The organism is Corynebacterium aquatimens, from assembly GCF_030408395.1.
In the GTDB taxonomy this organism is placed as follows: Bacteria; Actinomycetota; Actinomycetes; order Mycobacteriales; family Mycobacteriaceae; genus Corynebacterium; species Corynebacterium aquatimens.
Map to the genome: position 1 here is coordinate 1,766,823 of NZ_CP046980.1, position 14,869 is coordinate 1,781,691.

Genomic DNA, 14,869 nt, shown 5'->3' on the forward strand with positions numbered 1-14,869 from the left:
CACCATACCCACTACGATCAGCCAAACGGCGTAGCCTGGCACGCGCGCCACAACACTTGAGAAAATTGCGCTCGCCCGACAGACACGCGCGGAAAGGACAAACGCCATGACCGGTACAAAGGATCAGTTCCGCCAGGCAGCCACCGCACGTCGCCGCGCGCTAACCGGTACGCCAGAAAAGCGTGAGCTCGACGCAGCCATCGCCGCCCACGCAGCGCGCACAATCGCGGCACTTGGGGTCGAAGGGCCTACCGTAGCCGCGTATTCGCCCCTGCCGTCCGAACCTGGCGGTGAGGCATTGCTCAAAGCCTTGGGCGAAGTCAGCGCAAGGATTCTTTTGCCACTTTCGCTTAACGACGGAACCCTTCGGTGGGCACCGCTTCGCCCCGAAACGCGCCCAGACCTGAGCCCCGACCTGCGCCCCGGCGCCTTAGGAATCTTAGAACCTACCGGGCCACACTTCCCCAGCACAGTTTTGAGCGAATGCGACGCAATTATTCTTCCCGCACTCGGCGTGGACCGACGGGGCAACCGTCTTGGCAAGGGCGCTGGGTATTACGACCGCGCTTTGGTGGAGTCGTCGATAAGCTGCCCGCTCATCGCACTGCTGTACGACGACGAAGTCCACGACGCACTCCCCCACGATGCCCACGACATTCCCGTGACCGCGGTGATCACCCCGAGCCAGAAATTTTTGGAGCTGAGGGAACCTGAGTAGGCGTTTTTGAGTCCAATGGATATGGACTATGCGCGCACAAACAATTCGCTAAAACACTCAGCTACATACCGACCCGCAGCGGGGGAATCCTCATCGGCCGCCGTTGTGGAGCGCCTGCGAAGCAGCCTTGCCACACCGGGCTATCGGCGATCGGTGATTCTCCGCCGCTTCATCGCCGGCGTTCTTATCCTCATCGCGTGTGCCAGTGCGCTAGGCAGCCGCGCTAAAACCGATCCGCTCATTGCCGTCGCAACAACCGCGAAACCCGCCGGCGCAGTTCTGGGAGACGGGGACGTCACGCTCACACCGGTGCCGGAGCACCTCATCCCTGATTCAGCGGTCCGTGACGTGGACGCCGTCACGGGACAGGTGCTGGCATCACCCATTTCTCCAGGGGAGGTTCTCACAACCTCGCGGGTGATCGGCCCGGATCTGGTGAGCCTATTGCTTGCCGACGCACCTCCCGACCAACGCGATGGCTACACGATGGTGCCCGTGAAACTCGCCGAACCTGATGTGATCCCCATGCTGCACCTCGGTGATGTCGTCGACGTGGTAACAATTACAGCCGAGCAATTCCGTGATCCAAGCCATGAAAGCGACAATGATCGACACGGCCCGCCTCGGGCGGACGCGGGATCCGCTCGCGTGATTGCGCGGGGCGGCCACGTGGTCCTCGCGGGCGCGCCGGCGGGTCCCGGCGACTCCGAAAGCAGCAGGTCATCCGGCCAGAACGCGGCCTCATCGCTCGCCTCAACGCAGGGCCAAGGCACGGTGTTGCTTCTCCTGCGTTCCGACGACGCAACCGCCGTTGCTGCCGCATCACTCAACTCCCCGTTAACTCTTGTGCTAAGTGCAACGCGCTCCTAGGACCGACGGGAATGGCCGAGGCCTATCCGATCACTAGGACTTTTTCGCATTCAGCGTTTAGGGTGTCAACCATGCTTTCTGGATTCAAAGACTTCATCATGCGCGGCAACGTCATCGACCTCGCGGTCGGTGTGGTTATCGGTGCTGCCTTCACCGCAATCGTGACCTCTTTCTCCGACAACATCATTAACCCGATGATCGCTTCCCTCGGTGGCGCAGACTTCTCCGGTCTGGGCTTCCACATCATCTCCGGCAACGACGCAACCTTCGTTGACTTCGGCGCTCTGATCACCGCCGTAATCAACTTCCTGCTTATCGCTGCTGTGGTCTACTTCATCATCGTTGCACCGATGAACAAGCTCGACCAGCTGCAGAAGAACGCTAAGGGCATCGACCCTGAGGCACCGGCACCGACCGAGCAGGAGCTGCTCGCGGACATCCGCGACATCCTTGCTAACCAGGGCGGCACCGCTGGTCCGGCTGCTGGCACGGACGCTCCGCGCCACTCCCTGTAACGCTTACCGCGTCTTATTCCCACTTCGCGCACACTTCGCGCGCAGGTGCGCGCGAAGGAGCGAAGTCTAGCCTCCGCCGTAGTGCGGGGGCTTTTCGTTTTCGTAAAACTCCCGGCGCTCACGCTCTTCATCGGGGTGCGGAGCCCGGGGAGCCTCGATCGTGCTCGGCCGGTCGGCGGTGCGGTCGTAATCGAGCGCGTCACTGCGCCGGATCACGCGACGCCGGCCCCCACGGCCGGCGGGCTTACTGCACACTGTAGTGGTGCAGTTCGCAGATCAGGTGCTTGACCAGCGGCGCGATGGTTGAGATTCCATCGCGGATTGCCGCGCGCGAAGGCGCGAGGTTCACGATCACCGTGGAGCCGGAGACACCGCAGATTCCGCGGGAGGTGCACGCGTCCACCGCGCCGCATGCCTGGCCAGAAGAACGGACAGCCTGGCCCACGCCGGGGACGAGTTGGTCAATCACTGCGCGGGTTGCTTCCGGAGTTTTGTCACGCGGACCGACACCGGTACCGCCCACAGTGACCACCAAGTCCACGCCGCCGATGACGGCGGTTTCCATCGCCTTACGGATGTCAGACTTCTTGGACTTCACGCCCACGACGGCATCAACCTGGAACCCGATTTCGTTGAGCAGCTCGTAGACCAGCTGGTCAGTTCCTTCGTCGATAGCCCCGCCGTGCTTATGGTCGGTGACTAGAACCGCTAAGGCGCGTGGCTGGGAAGGAACGTCTTCTTCGGCCTCGGTGGCCAGAAGAAACGCGTCATCAGGTTCGTTGAGGTCAAGCGCGTCCAATGTGCCCGGCATGGCGATCTCCTGAAAGCTCGGCGTGAAGCGTGGAAAGTGGTGTTTATCCGCTGGGGGAAAACACGTAGTTCATGGTTTCCACCCGGCTAATAAAAATCTACTCTGAAGTCAGAGTTACATCTACCGTTTCGGGCTCTTCAGAACCCCTTGGAATCACGGTGAGCGTGATGGTCTCACCAAAGTCGCAGGATCGGGTTGCTGCGATGAGTGCATCCGAGGATTCGATCACGCGGTCATTGATCTTGATCACGCGGTCGCCTTCCTTCAGGCCTGCCCGTTCCGCTGGACTGTCGGGCGAAACACGCCTGATTAACGCGCCGTCACCGAACTGGCGGGAGTCCACCTCCACGCCGATCATCGGCTGGCGGGCTTCGCCCTCATTGATCAGCTGATCTGCTACACGGCGGGCGAAATTCGCCGGAATTGCAAAGCCAAGGCCAATCGACCCAGCTTCGGATTCCGTCTGCGCCATGGATGCGATGACGGAGTTCATCCCAATCAATCGACCTTGCATGTCCACCAGCGGCCCGCCGGAATTACCCGGGTTGATCGCGGCATCGGTCTGGATGCCGTCCATCAGCGAGCTCTCGCCGCCACCCTGGGCAGCGCGCACGGGGCGGTTCAATGCAGAGACGATGCCCGACGTCACAGTCGCCGAGAAGCCGAGCGGCGAACCGATCGCCACCACGTCCTGGCCCACGCGGAGTTTGTCGGAATCACCAAACTCGATCGTCGGCAAGTTTGACACGCCCTCGATCTGCAGGACCCCCACGTCCGTGTCCACATCGGAGGCGATGTACCGGGCTGGGTGCTTCGTGCCGTCGTTAAGCATGACCTCGATTTCCGCGCGGCCATCCGCACCCCCGGCGATGACGTGGTGATTCGTCAGCACAAAGCCGTCGGCGGAAATGATGGACCCGGATCCCTCTGCCCCGCCGCTGCGACCGCGGACGGTAATGGACACCACCGCTGGCAAGACGGCGGTGGCGACCTTTTCCACGGAGCCGTCTGGCGCGGGGGCAGAGTCCGTATCTTTGCGCAGCGCCTCAGTCACGGAGTTCGTGCCCGCGGCATTGTTGTTCAGGGCCCCCACGGCGTACCCGGCTCCCGCTCCCCCAACGAGACCCGCGACCAGCGACAACGCGATCGCCGTTCCTACACCAATGCCTGCTTTCTTCGGTTCGGGCGCACGGTATGGCGCAACCTGTGGCTGCTGGCCGAAACCATCGTTGCCCGGCACACCCGGCGCGGCGTTGTACACCTGCTCCCCACCAAGATCCGCGGTGACCTGTGGCTGCTGGCTATCGGCGGGGGGATACGGGAAAGGCTCTCCCCCAGGGATGTTGGGGTTATACGGTGTACTCATGGTCGATCATTGTCCCTTGGTGCGCTGTGGCTGCTCTTACGGCAGAACACCGTTCAACGTAACAGTTGCTTAAAGGTTACTGTGAGGCTTGATCCTCGTCTACCGGGGGATGGCCCGGTAGAACAACGCGCATGCGCGTACCACCGTCGTCGGACTCTTCGACGAAGATTTTCGCCCCGTGACGGTCCAGCACTTGCTTCGTGATCGCTAGCCCAAGGCCAGACCCCGGCATGGACCGAGACTCGGGCGCCCGGTAGAAGCGCTCAAAGACTTTCTCCCGCTCCTCGGGCGCAATGCCCGGCCCGGAGTCGTCGATAATTAGCACGGCCCTGCGCTTGGCCGCGCGAAGGGACACGCGCACGGTGCCGCCCTCGGGCGACCACTTCGCGGCATTGTCCAGCAGGTTCACGGGGGCGCGCGACAGGGAGTAGCGATCAGCCTCGAGCACCCACGGGTCGGCGTGGAACTGGAAGCGAACATCCGGGCGGCGGCGCTGAACGCGTTCGAGCGCGTCGTGGAGCAGACCGTCGAAGCGGACGTCTTCAAACGGCGCCTCCGCCAGATCTTCTCGCGCAAGATCGACTAAGTCCCCGACCAAAGTCGCCATTTCATCCATCTGCGCCAGGACATCGCTTTCTAAATCCTTGCGGTCCTCCTCTGAGATGCCCGCCTCCTGGCCAGTGCGGTAGAGAAGCATGAGCAGCTCAATGTTCGTGCGCATGGACGTCAACGGCGTGCGCAGCTCATGGCCGGCGTCCGCGACGAGCTGGGTCTGCCGCACGCGAGACTCCTTCAACGAGGCCATCATGTCATTGAGCGACAGCGTGAGCCGCGCGAGTTCATCTTCGCCCTCGACATCGATCGGCTTCAGCTCGTCCGTGCTGGTCACGCCCTCCACAGAGCGCCGAAGCTTCTCGACGGGCCGGACCGTGGCCGGCGCAATCACCGCTGCGGCTACCGCGGCGAGCAGAATTCCCAAACCCACGATGCCCATGAGCAGACCCATGAGCGCCCCGCGAAACACCTCATAGGTGCCCGTGCTTCGGGCGAGGGCTACGGTTTGGCCGGAATCTTGGCGTATAACGGTGATCCACTCACCACCAACGGTTGTCGTCGACTGAGTTGTCTCACCTTGGCCAGCCCGCGCCATGCGGTCGACGTGAATCGGATCCCCGATAAAAGCAGTATGCGGTTCCGGGGACACAGCCACCCGGTAACCGGGGTTGGTGCGGCGGAAGAACAACAGCTCGTCCCGAAGCCGTTCGTCGTCGACTGTGGCCACAGCGGAAGCGAGATTCATCGCCTTGGCATCGAGCTCATTGGTGTAGAGCTGCCCCAGGGAATTAACAACACCAAAGTAGGTGATCAACGACGTGGTCCCCACGGCCAAAGCGACGCCAGCTCCAGCGAGCATGGAAATCCGGCTGCGGTGAGAACGAGGCCGGGCGATGAGAGGTTGCCGCCGCGGTGGCGTGCCATCACCGCCAACGTTGACCGCCCTTTCGGCGGCTTGGCGGAGAAGCATGTTACGGAGCCGTCTCCCGCAAGACGTATCCGACGCCACGGACCGTGTGGATCAGGCGGCCCTCTCCACCCGCCTCAGTCTTACGACGAAGGTAGCCAACGTACACCTCAAGCGCGTTACCGGAGGTTGGGAAGTCATATCCCCAGACCTCTTCCAAAATGGTCTGCCGCGAAAGAACCCGGCGCGGGTTCTCCATAAGGAGCTGCAAAAGGGAAAACTCCGTGCGCGTTAAGGAGATCGCGCGGTCGCCGCGACGCACATCACGCGTATCGGTGTCTAGGAGCAGGTCTTCAAATTTGAGGACCGCCGAAGGTTCGTTGACCGGCTGAATCGCTTCCGCCTTCGCGCGACGCATGAGCGAGCGAACACGCGCGAGCAGTTCCTCAAGTGCAAAAGGCTTCGGCAGGTAGTCATCCGCCCCAGCGTCAAGGCCCGCAACGCGATCAGCCACGCCGTCACGTGCGGTGAGCATCAACACCGGGCGCTCGTACCCAGAGGACCGCAGCGTGCGGCATACCCCTAGCCCGTCGAGCTTCGGCATCATGACGTCAAGCACCGTGAGGTCCGGTTGCTCCGTACGAATTTTCTCAAGCGCTTCTTCGCCATCTTCAGCGAGCACGACCTCGTAGCCGTTAAACTGCAAAGACCTGCGGAGGGATTCGCGCACCGCTTGCTCGTCGTCCGCAACCAGAATTTTCATACTTCATATTATGAACCATTTAGGTTACATAGACGTTAATTAGGTGACGCCGAAACTTTTCATAGCAAAATTCTTAGTAAATTTTGTCTGCGCTAAGTTTCTACACAAACTCTTCTGCGCAAACTCTTCCTCTTTGCGCAAACTTATTGCGCAAAGAGAAACCGGCCGTGAGGTCTGTACCCCACGGCCGGCGCTATCGATGAAGCTCTAGTTTCTTCTAAGAAGCCCTAGCCTTCTAAGAAGCCTTGTGCTTCTTAGAACTGCTCTACGTCAACCAGGCCGAGCTCAGCAGCCTTGACCAGGCGGCGCGGAATACGCACGGTCTGGCCGTCGATCTTCACTTCCTGCAGAGCGACGTTGTCAGCCTTCCACTGGGAGCGGCGGTGGCGAGTCTTGGAACGGGACTTACGGAACTTTGGTGTTGCCATTGTTTTTCCTCCTTACAAAGCTTCCAGTGATTAGTTGGCGTCGGACTTCTTCTTGCGGCGGGCCATGCCACCGAAACGGCGGTTGAACTTCTCAACACGGCCGGCGGTGTCCATAACGCGCTGAGCGCCAGTCCAGAACGGGTGGGACTCGCTGGTGACGTCCACGACGATCAGCGGGTACTCGTTGCCATCTTCCCACTGCGCGGTGCGCGGGGAGGTGACGGTGGAGCGAGTCAAAAACTGGTGACCAGTACCGGCATCTTGGAAAATCACCGGGTGGTAATCAGGGTGAATATCTTTCTTCATGTTTCTTCGTATCCCTCAAGGTAGTAACTTCAGGTCGGTTCCTTACAACAGAAGCTTCGGAAAGCGTGCCCGGTAACGGGTATGCCCCGGCTAGACGTAAGGATCGTGCCTGAATTGGGTGCGAACTGTACAACTCGCAATATGGTACAGACCAAAGGCCCTAATCAAAAATCGTCGGAGCGCGCTGTGGGGGTTTTCGTCGATAAGCGTGCTGCTAATAGCGATTAGGTTTATGGCCCGTAAGCGTGTAGGGTTGACTCTCGCTGTTGTCGAAGTACACGTATACGCCTAAGTCAACCAGCTACCCATGGGTATCCCAGGCACACGGCCATCCTCACATTTAGGCCGATTCCTCACTTTTGTTTGGGCTTGTCCCGATGCTTTTTGCGGCATCTAGTAGCTAGTGGGTTTGGGCGGCAAGGAGAAAGAAGAAACCCATGTCGGCACATTGCCAGGTCACGGGACGGGAGCCGTCGTTCGGCAAGACCGTCTCGCACTCGCACCGCCGCCACTCGCGCCGTTGGAACCCCAACGTGCAGAAGAAGCGGTTTTACCTGCCCTCTGAGGGCCGTACGATCACGCTGAACGTTTCCACGAAGGGCCTCAAGATCATCGACCGCGACGGCATTGAGTCCGTTGTGGCCGCGATCCGCGCTCGAGGGGAGAAGGTCTAATGCCAAAGAACGACGTTCGTCCGATCATCAAACTCAAGTCCACCGCGGGCACCGGTTTTACCTACGTGACCCGTAAGAACAAGCGCAACAACCCGGACCGTATCTCCCTGCGGAAGTACGACCCGGTTGTGAAGAAGCACGTTGAATTCCGCGAGGAGCGATAAATATGGCGAAGAAGTCCAAGATCGCTAAGAACAACCAGCGCAAAGAGATCGTCGCTCGTTACGCGGAACGCCGCAACGAGCTCAAAGCGATCATCCGCAACCCGGAGACGTCCGACGAGGACCGTCTCGAGGCTCAGTTTGAGCTCAACCGTCAGCCGCGCGACGCCTCCCCGGCTCGCCTCCGCAACCGCGACTCCCACGACGGTCGCCCCCGTGGCTACCTCCGCAAGTTCGGCCTCTCCCGTGTTCGTATGCGCGAGATGGCCCACCGCGGTGAGCTCCCGGGTGTCCGCAAGTCTTCGTGGTAATAGAAGGGAAACGCATCAATGAAGCGCAACACTAACCGTAAGGCGCGGATGGAGCAGTCCCGCCGCCCGAAGAAGAACCCGCTCAAGGCCAAGGGCATTGAGGCAGTCGACTACAAGGATGTTGAGACCCTGCGTCTGTTCATCTCCGACCGCCACAAGATCCGCTCCCGTCGCGTCACGGGTCTGACCCCGCAGCAGCAGCGCCAGGTCGCTACCGCTGTGAAGAACGCACGCGAGATGGCTCTCCTGCCGTTCACCACTCGCTAGTGGTACCCACGCGGTAACTTCGACACACGCTCCCCGGTGATCCGGGGGGCGTTTTTTATTTCCTGTGGCGCTCCCCGGTGTCTTCGGGCGCCTTCGATCGTGGCAGTATACTTCGATGAAATCTGGGTGAATCGCGCCCGTAAACACGCAGGTCAGCGAGTTGCGGATTATGTCAGATGCATCGAAGTATACCGCTTCGATTCGCTAGCGCCGCTGGAGCTAGCAGCGCGCGATCGGCGCGTCTTTGAGCACCGGCCGGAGCTTTTCAACGAGGGCGTTGGCCATCGCTTGGCCATCTTGGTAGGTCCCGGAGGCAGGGAACACGGTGATCGCGATGGCGACGTCGAAGTTCTTGCCGTCCGCGGATTGAACGGGGACGAGACCAAACTGGCGTACGACGTACTTGCCGTCCGGCGTCGGACCCCAGCCGCCCTTGAAGCGTGCGCCTTCGATCTGTCCCAGGCCGTAACGCTGGTCGGCCGCGATCTGGCCCATGTATCCCAGTACCTCTTCAGATCCGGCGATGCATTTGAGGTTAGACGCAAACTTCGCTTGGTCGGTCGGCTTCCAGATGGTTTGTCCGAACGGGGTGAACTCAGGGCGAGTTACTTCGCGCTGGATCTGAACGGGACTGTTGCCTTCGGCTAGAACCTTGTCGGCTTCTGCAGGATCGATGGAGGCCCACAGCGCTTTAGCCGCTTCATTGTCAGAGACCTGGATAGCCGACGCCGCTTGCGCGCTCATGTTCGGGTTGCTGCGTAGCGCGGCGATAGCGATGGGCACCTTGATCGTGGACCAGGCAGGAAAATCTAACGCATCGCCGACGGAAATTGCACCATCGCCGTTAGCGATACCAACCGCAGCTTGGCCGCCGTATTGAGCGACCACCTCCTGGATAGCTTGGTTGATGCTAGCACCGAGGGACTTGGCGTTATCGTCTGTCACCGCAGCCCCGGGCTCTCCGCTACCCTTTGGCGGCGCATACTTTTTCTTCTTCTCCGGGTCGTTGGGGTCCACGTAGACTTGCGGCTGGCCGGCTTCTTCGCTTTGCGCGCTTCCCGACGCCCCGTTGTCGCCCTTACCGGGCTCCCCTATTGTGCAGCCGGTTAGAAGAGCAACGGCAGTAACCGCTGCGGTCAATCCTGCCCTACGGGTCATCGCGGTCCTGCTCATCACCAGATGTATACCTCTACGTTTTGGTCGCCGGTGCACAGCACACCTTCGTCGTACTCTTTGCAAGCCATCTCAATTGACGTTCCCGTGATCTGGCTTTCTGATTCGAACATAACCGACACTTTGTTCTCAGCCTCACAGGCGGTGACGAAGTCATTGAACACTTGCTCGGCGAAGCCTGGAGACGTATTCGAGGTGAAAGGCTTGTGTCCAACCATGTCGCACACCGATCCCTCATTCGCTGCCACAAGTGCGGTCTCGCTTGTTTGTGAATCACCCTGAGCTGCTGCATTCTCGCCGTCGTTTGCCTGCTGGCTCCACGCGTAGATGCCCCCACCAACAAGAGCAAGACCCAAAACGGACATCGCGGCAATCAGTGCGGTTTTCCTGCTGTTTCTCTTTGCAACGGTGCTGCCGTCTTCGGCATTGCTGTGAGCTGAAGTCTGGTTCATCATGGTAGGGCTCCGCTTCCTGTTAAGGGTAGTGGAGTAAGAATCAGTTAGTAGATGTAGACCTGCGCGTTGTTACCACCGGAGCACAACACACCACCGTTGTGTTGACCACACGTCATTGTGTAGTTGTAGCCCGTTACCGGACTGTTCGCTACAACCGTGACATTGTAGGAATCTTCTGCCCGGCACGCGCTTACGAAGGCGTAGTACACCTGCTCCGCGAAGGCCTGCGACGTGACGCTGGTTTCGCGCCTGTAGTTGGAGAAATTGCAGTCCGTGTCGTTTGCCTCGCGGGCGGGCGAAGTTGACTTTCGCTTGCGGGAGCTAGTGGTGGTTTCTTCCTCGGTGTCCTCTTCATAGGTGTAGTCGTCGCTGGAAGCGGAAGAAGATGTCTCGGGGGTCTGCGGCACTGGGACGTCGCTGCCGCCGGAGGCGGTGTTGGTGCCGCCCTGCTTGCCAAAGACATACGCGCCACCGCCGACGAGAGCCAGCGCAAGAACCGCTACTAGCGCCCAGAGAGCGGCGTTGTTGCCCTTCTTCTCCGTGACGTATCCGGGCGGCTGCACCGGCGGCATGTACCCGGTGTAGAACGGGTCCGGGCCGGACTGCGCGGGGGCTGCGGCGGGCGCGCCGTATGGTTCGCTGACGGGCGCATCGTATCGGGTCGAGCCCGCATCGTATGCGGCGTTCTGGGCAGTGGAATCGCTTGACTGCGAGCTTCGCGGCGCGTCGTAGCGAATTTCAAAATCGTCGACGCTGTCGTCGAAATTTCCTCCGTTGCCGCCGAAGCTGGGCCACTCATTGTTCGACATGATGCGCTCCTTACCTTTTGATCCGTCAATTATTGTGCCCGATTGTGCAGACTAATGCGCACATTCTGGCAGTTTTCGGGGTGGTCGGTTCCCCCGGGGTGGTCCGTTCCTCCGGGGTGTCAAATAGCCACCCCTTAGTGGGAGAAGTGACGTGTCCCCGTGAGGTACATGGTCACGCCGGCCTCATTGGCGGCGGCGATGACTTCCTCGTCGCGGATGGAGCCACCCGGCTGCACAACAGCTGTCACACCGGAATCGGCGAGGATCTGGAACCCGTCGGCGAAGGGGAAGAACGCATCGGAGGCGGCGACGGCACCGTTGGAGCGGTTGCGGCCCTCATCAAGCGTGTTGGCGCGGTCCACGGCCAGTTTCGCGGAATCGACGCGGTTGACCTGGCCCATGCCCACACCCACGCTGGCGCCGTCTCGGGCGATTAGGATCGCGTTGGATTTCACGCAGCGGATCGCGTTCCAGGCGAACTGAAGGTCGGCCAGGGTGGCCTCGTCGCACGGCTCACCGGCGGCAAGGGTCCAGTTGGCTGGGTCGTCGCCCTCAGCCTGGTAGATGTCGCGGTCCTGGATCAGGGTGCCGCCGGAGATCTGCTTGATCTCCTTGCCTTCGCGCAACGGTTGCTCTGCTTCCAGGATGCGCAGGTTCTTCTTTGTCTGCAGCAGCTCTAGGGCGTCCGGCGCGTAGCCGGGAGCAACAATGACCTCGGTGAAGATCGGCTTCACCTGCTCGGCGAGTTCCAGGGTGACCTCACGGTTGACGGCAATCACGCCGCCGTATGCGGACACTGGGTCGCAGGCATGCGCCTTCTTGTGCGCATCCGCGATGGATTCATCCGATACCGCGATGCCGCACGGGTTGGCGTGCTTGATAATCGCCACGCACGCGCGCTCGTGGTCCCAGCAGGCACGCCACGCAGCGTCGGCGTCCTGGTAGTTGTTGTAGCTCATCTCTTTGCCGCCGTGCTGGGTGGCGCTGGCAAGGCCGGCCCCGCCTTCGTCGATAAGCAGATGAGCGCTTTGGTGTGGATTCTCCCCGTAGCGGAGCTGCTTTTCCGTGGTGCGGCCGAGCTGCTGCGCAAACCAGTTGCTGACCGCGGTGTCATACCGCGCGGTGTGGGTGAAGGCCTTGGACGCGAACTCGCGGCGCTGATCCAAAGAGAATCCGCCGCCGCGCACTGCGTCGGCCACCTGCGAGTAGTCCTCGGGGTTCACAACCACGGCCACGGACGGGTGGTTCTTCGCCGCAGCGCGCACCATCGCGGGGCCGCCGATGTCAATCATTTCCACAACGTCGTCGTAGCCCGCGCCGGACGCGATGGTCTCCTCGAACGGGTACAGATTGACTACCACGAGCTGGAACGGTTCAATACCGTGCTCTTCCAGCTGGTCAGCGTGGTCTGGCTTGCGCAGGTCTGCCAGGATGCCGCTGTGGACGCGCGGGTGCAACGTCTTCACGCGGCCGTCCAGCACCTCGGGGAAGCCGGTCAGGTCCGCGACCTCAGTCACATCAACCCCCGCGGCCTTGATGGTCGCTGCGGTCGATCCGGTGGAGACGATCTCCACTCCCGCCTCACCCAGCGCGCGGGCCAAATCTTCCAGCCCGGTCTTGTCAAAAACGCTGACCAGCGCTCGTTTAATCGGGATGATTTCTGTCGTCTCAGCCATTTGCAAACCGAACCTTTCCGTGGTTATTGGGGTCATTTGGGTCATTAGCAGGGGGAAGCACGCGGCGGAGAACGTCCACGATGAGGGCGCGCTCTTCAATTTTGATCCGTTCGTGCAAGTCTTCTTCAGTCTCATCCGGGCGAATGTCCACGGCACGCTGAGCGATGATCTCGCCCGTATCCACGCCGGCATCAATGTAGTGGACGGTCGTTCCCGTCACTTTGACGCCGTACGCAAGCGCGTCACGCACCGCATGGGCACCGGGAAAAGACGGCAGGAGCGCAGGGTGGGTGTTGATCAGCCGGCCCTCGAAGCGCTCCAAGAACGGCGCACCGACGATCTTCATAAAACCAGCCGACACAACAATGTCAGGAGCATGCTTATCGACGGCCGCAGCCAACTGCTTATTCCATTCCTCGCGGTCTGCCCCGAGCGGCACTACCGCGGTGGGAACTCCCGCCGCTTCAGCGCGATCTAACGCCGCGCAGGCAACATCTGCAACCACGAGTACGACCGAGTACTCCTGCCCCTGGTTATCCAGGATCGATTGCAGCAACGTGCCTGTTCCGGATACCAAGACGGCGACGCGTGTTCTACCCACCATGCCGAAAGTTTCTGCCACGTTTGCTCAGTCTACTTGGTGCTGCCCGATTCACTCTGCCTAGCTGGAGCGAACCCTAGTTGGAACGAAACTGCATGACACCGCGCGCTACCCCGCCGACGATCGCTGCCCACGCGAGTGCCCCTAAAGCGAAGACCCAGGGGTTGGCGCCGACCCAGCCGTACGCGCCAGCAACGCCACCAGCCATGAGCCCGCTGATCAGGGCAACGATTCCGGCGGTGCCCGCGGTAACCGCCATGACTTCCGTGCGGGAATTGGCCCCAAGGGCGTGGTGGATGAACACCGCGAGCGGAACGAGCATGAGGACCGGGGCCCATGGCCACACCGTCGGTGGGAGCGCGCCGAACAGCGGCAGCGGTGGCAGTGGAACGTGGTTGGCGGCGAAAAGGGAAACCGATCCGTTGCCGAATTCAAACGGCGCGCCCATGAGCACCGCGGCGGTGGCGATCACGGCGTTTGGCGCGTAGAGGAAGCTCACGGCCGTAATCCCGGCGATGCTACCGCCGTCCAACGCTGGGTACTGGTTGACCAGGTCATGCACGCGGGGGTAGGAAGCGAACAAGGCGATGACAAAAACCACGGCTGCGGCCATGAACATTCGGCCGCACAGGCGCAGACCGTCGATGATCCCATCGACGATCCATTCGGGCGCCCCGACCTGACGGAAGATCTCACGCCACTGAGCGGGACGTAGCCCAAAGACAACGCCCAGCAATTGCACGAAGGCTGGGATGAACAGGGCCTTGAACACGTTCGGCGTGGCTACCGGGAAGACAGTGGATGCATCCATCACCATGAACCAGGCGATGCCCGACAAAGTGATGGGAATTAGGACGCTCAGCGCAGCTAGAGCGTAAAGGTCCTGCAGGTCCAGCTCAGCCGATGGCGTTGTGCTCGCTCGATTCACGGGACCACTGTTGCTTCGGCCACGCTGCCCAACGCTGCGCCCGGCACTGATGGTGGACGTACGGACGCGCCACGCGAGGAACGCGATGACCGCGATAGCGGGCATAAGCGGAAGTGTGCCCAGAATCACCCCATCGAATTCCAGTGGCGCGGCATGCATGATGAACCATGATTCCGCGATAGTGGCAGGAAGCGCCGAGAGCTTGTGGCCACCGAGCAACAAGCCGGCCAGGCTCAGGGCGATGATGGCCAAGACCATCACCACATTCGGAACTGCCACCACCGGGGCGATCTTCTTCAGGCGCTCCTGCATCGTCGCAGGTTGCGCGGCCTTTGCGTTCGCCTGCGCATCCTGATGTGACCGCACAGCACGGGGCTTGCGGCGGGGGTGCGACGGGGCAGACGACGGTGCGGACGACGGGGTGCGTGAACGCGGACTGGACTTATTGCTCATTGCTCCCCTACTCTCCCATGAGGACGCCGTGCAGACGGCACTCGACACGATTAAATACCTGCCTGCGATCCAGGTAGACGCCAGGTTCTGAGAAATCCGTAAGAAATATGTTGAATGTCGCT

At 61.1% G+C, this 14,869-nt stretch carries 20 protein-coding genes; 7 read left to right on the forward strand and 13 right to left on the reverse strand.

The annotated features are described in order from the left end of the window. The first annotated feature begins 106 nt into the window (after positions 1 to 106). The 3 genes from CAQUA_RS07990 (at position 107) to mscL (ending at position 2,103) form a co-directional block, all read left to right on the forward strand. The gene (locus CAQUA_RS07990) at positions 107 to 718 is read left to right on the forward strand and encodes a 5-formyltetrahydrofolate cyclo-ligase (protein ID WP_196823760.1); all 612 of its coding nucleotides are present in this window, start codon (positions 107 to 109) and stop codon (positions 716 to 718) included. Between the two features lie 153 nt (positions 719 to 871). After that, on the forward strand, positions 872 to 1,588 hold the full coding sequence (locus CAQUA_RS07995; protein WP_196823759.1) for an SAF domain-containing protein: 717 nt from the start codon (positions 872 to 874) through the stop codon (positions 1,586 to 1,588). A gap of 71 nt (positions 1,589 to 1,659) precedes the next feature. Beyond that, complete coding sequence (mscL, locus tag CAQUA_RS08000; protein ID WP_196823758.1) at positions 1,660 to 2,103, forward strand: large conductance mechanosensitive channel protein MscL; 444 nt, start codon at positions 1,660 to 1,662, stop codon at positions 2,101 to 2,103. A 66-nt stretch (positions 2,104 to 2,169) separates the two neighbouring features. Here the strand turns inward: mscL and CAQUA_RS08005 are convergent, their stop codons facing one another. The 7 genes from CAQUA_RS08005 to CAQUA_RS08035 form a co-directional block, all read right to left on the reverse strand. Beyond that, positions 2,170 to 2,319 (reverse strand): hypothetical protein, encoded by a 150-nt coding sequence (locus tag CAQUA_RS08005; RefSeq protein WP_231375314.1) that lies wholly within the window; start codon positions 2,317 to 2,319, stop codon positions 2,170 to 2,172. Between the two features lie 28 nt (positions 2,320 to 2,347). After that, the gene (locus tag CAQUA_RS08010; RefSeq protein WP_196823756.1) at positions 2,348 to 2,914 is read right to left on the reverse strand and encodes a MogA/MoaB family molybdenum cofactor biosynthesis protein; all 567 of its coding nucleotides are present in this window, start codon (positions 2,912 to 2,914) and stop codon (positions 2,348 to 2,350) included. A 97-nt stretch (positions 2,915 to 3,011) separates the two neighbouring features. Then, a complete protein-coding gene (locus CAQUA_RS08015) occupies positions 3,012 to 4,280 on the reverse strand; it encodes a S1C family serine protease (RefSeq protein ID WP_196823755.1) in 1,269 nt (422 codons plus the stop codon). A 76-nt stretch (positions 4,281 to 4,356) separates the two neighbouring features. Next, a complete protein-coding gene (locus tag CAQUA_RS08020) occupies positions 4,357 to 5,805 on the reverse strand; it encodes a HAMP domain-containing sensor histidine kinase (RefSeq protein ID WP_196823754.1) in 1,449 nt (482 codons plus the stop codon). A 1-nt stretch (position 5,806) separates the two neighbouring features. Then, positions 5,807 to 6,505 (reverse strand): response regulator transcription factor, encoded by a 699-nt coding sequence (locus CAQUA_RS08025; RefSeq protein ID WP_196823753.1) that lies wholly within the window; start codon positions 6,503 to 6,505, stop codon positions 5,807 to 5,809. 254 nt (positions 6,506 to 6,759) lie between these two features. Next, the gene (rpmF, locus tag CAQUA_RS08030; protein ID WP_196823752.1) at positions 6,760 to 6,933 is read right to left on the reverse strand and encodes a 50S ribosomal protein L32; all 174 of its coding nucleotides are present in this window, start codon (positions 6,931 to 6,933) and stop codon (positions 6,760 to 6,762) included. A gap of 30 nt (positions 6,934 to 6,963) precedes the next feature. Next, positions 6,964 to 7,239 (reverse strand): type B 50S ribosomal protein L31, encoded by a 276-nt coding sequence (locus tag CAQUA_RS08035; protein WP_196823751.1) that lies wholly within the window; start codon positions 7,237 to 7,239, stop codon positions 6,964 to 6,966. A 437-nt stretch (positions 7,240 to 7,676) separates the two neighbouring features. Here CAQUA_RS08035 and rpmB point away from each other — a divergent pair, with 437 nt between their 5' ends. Genes rpmB through rpsR form a run of 4 tightly spaced genes read left to right on the forward strand, consistent with a single transcriptional unit; the run spans position 7,677 to position 8,652 of the window. Continuing rightward, a complete protein-coding gene (rpmB, locus tag CAQUA_RS08040; protein ID WP_196823750.1) occupies positions 7,677 to 7,913 on the forward strand; it encodes a 50S ribosomal protein L28 in 237 nt (78 codons plus the stop codon). Continuing rightward, positions 7,913 to 8,077, forward strand: a complete 165-nt coding sequence (gene rpmG, locus CAQUA_RS08045; protein ID WP_196823749.1) for a 50S ribosomal protein L33 — start codon at positions 7,913 to 7,915, stop codon at positions 8,075 to 8,077. Before rpmB ends, rpmG begins: the two co-directional genes overlap by 1 nt. A gap of 2 nt (positions 8,078 to 8,079) precedes the next feature. Next, positions 8,080 to 8,385, forward strand: a complete 306-nt coding sequence (rpsN, locus tag CAQUA_RS08050; protein ID WP_196823748.1) for a 30S ribosomal protein S14 — start codon at positions 8,080 to 8,082, stop codon at positions 8,383 to 8,385. 18 nt (positions 8,386 to 8,403) lie between these two features. Beyond that, positions 8,404 to 8,652 (forward strand): 30S ribosomal protein S18, encoded by a 249-nt coding sequence (gene rpsR / locus CAQUA_RS08055; protein WP_196823747.1) that lies wholly within the window; start codon positions 8,404 to 8,406, stop codon positions 8,650 to 8,652. 219 nt (positions 8,653 to 8,871) lie between these two features. Here rpsR and CAQUA_RS08060 read toward each other — a convergent pair whose 3' ends face one another. From CAQUA_RS08060 to CAQUA_RS08085, 6 genes are all read right to left on the reverse strand, one after another. Next, on the reverse strand, positions 8,872 to 9,825 hold the full coding sequence (locus CAQUA_RS08060; RefSeq protein ID WP_231375313.1) for a serine hydrolase: 954 nt from the start codon (positions 9,823 to 9,825) through the stop codon (positions 8,872 to 8,874). Beyond that, complete coding sequence (locus CAQUA_RS08065) at positions 9,825 to 10,280, reverse strand: hypothetical protein (RefSeq protein ID WP_196823746.1); 456 nt, start codon at positions 10,278 to 10,280, stop codon at positions 9,825 to 9,827. The genes CAQUA_RS08060 and CAQUA_RS08065 overlap by 1 nt, the downstream gene beginning before the upstream one ends. Before the next feature lie 44 nt (positions 10,281 to 10,324). Beyond that, positions 10,325 to 11,089 carry a hypothetical protein gene (locus CAQUA_RS08070; RefSeq protein ID WP_196823745.1) on the reverse strand — a complete coding sequence of 255 codons (765 nt, stop codon included), beginning with the start codon at positions 11,087 to 11,089 and terminating at the stop codon, positions 10,325 to 10,327. Between the two features lie 134 nt (positions 11,090 to 11,223). Further along, positions 11,224 to 12,765 carry a bifunctional phosphoribosylaminoimidazolecarboxamide formyltransferase/IMP cyclohydrolase gene (gene purH, locus CAQUA_RS08075; RefSeq protein WP_196823744.1) on the reverse strand — a complete coding sequence of 514 codons (1,542 nt, stop codon included), beginning with the start codon at positions 12,763 to 12,765 and terminating at the stop codon, positions 11,224 to 11,226. Then, positions 12,758 to 13,369, reverse strand: a complete 612-nt coding sequence (gene purN / locus CAQUA_RS08080) for a phosphoribosylglycinamide formyltransferase (protein ID WP_196825500.1) — start codon at positions 13,367 to 13,369, stop codon at positions 12,758 to 12,760. The genes purH and purN overlap by 8 nt, the downstream gene beginning before the upstream one ends. A gap of 73 nt (positions 13,370 to 13,442) precedes the next feature. Next, positions 13,443 to 14,747 (reverse strand): cell division protein PerM, encoded by a 1,305-nt coding sequence (locus CAQUA_RS08085; RefSeq protein WP_196823743.1) that lies wholly within the window; start codon positions 14,745 to 14,747, stop codon positions 13,443 to 13,445. Between the last annotated feature and the right edge of the window lie 122 nt (positions 14,748 to 14,869).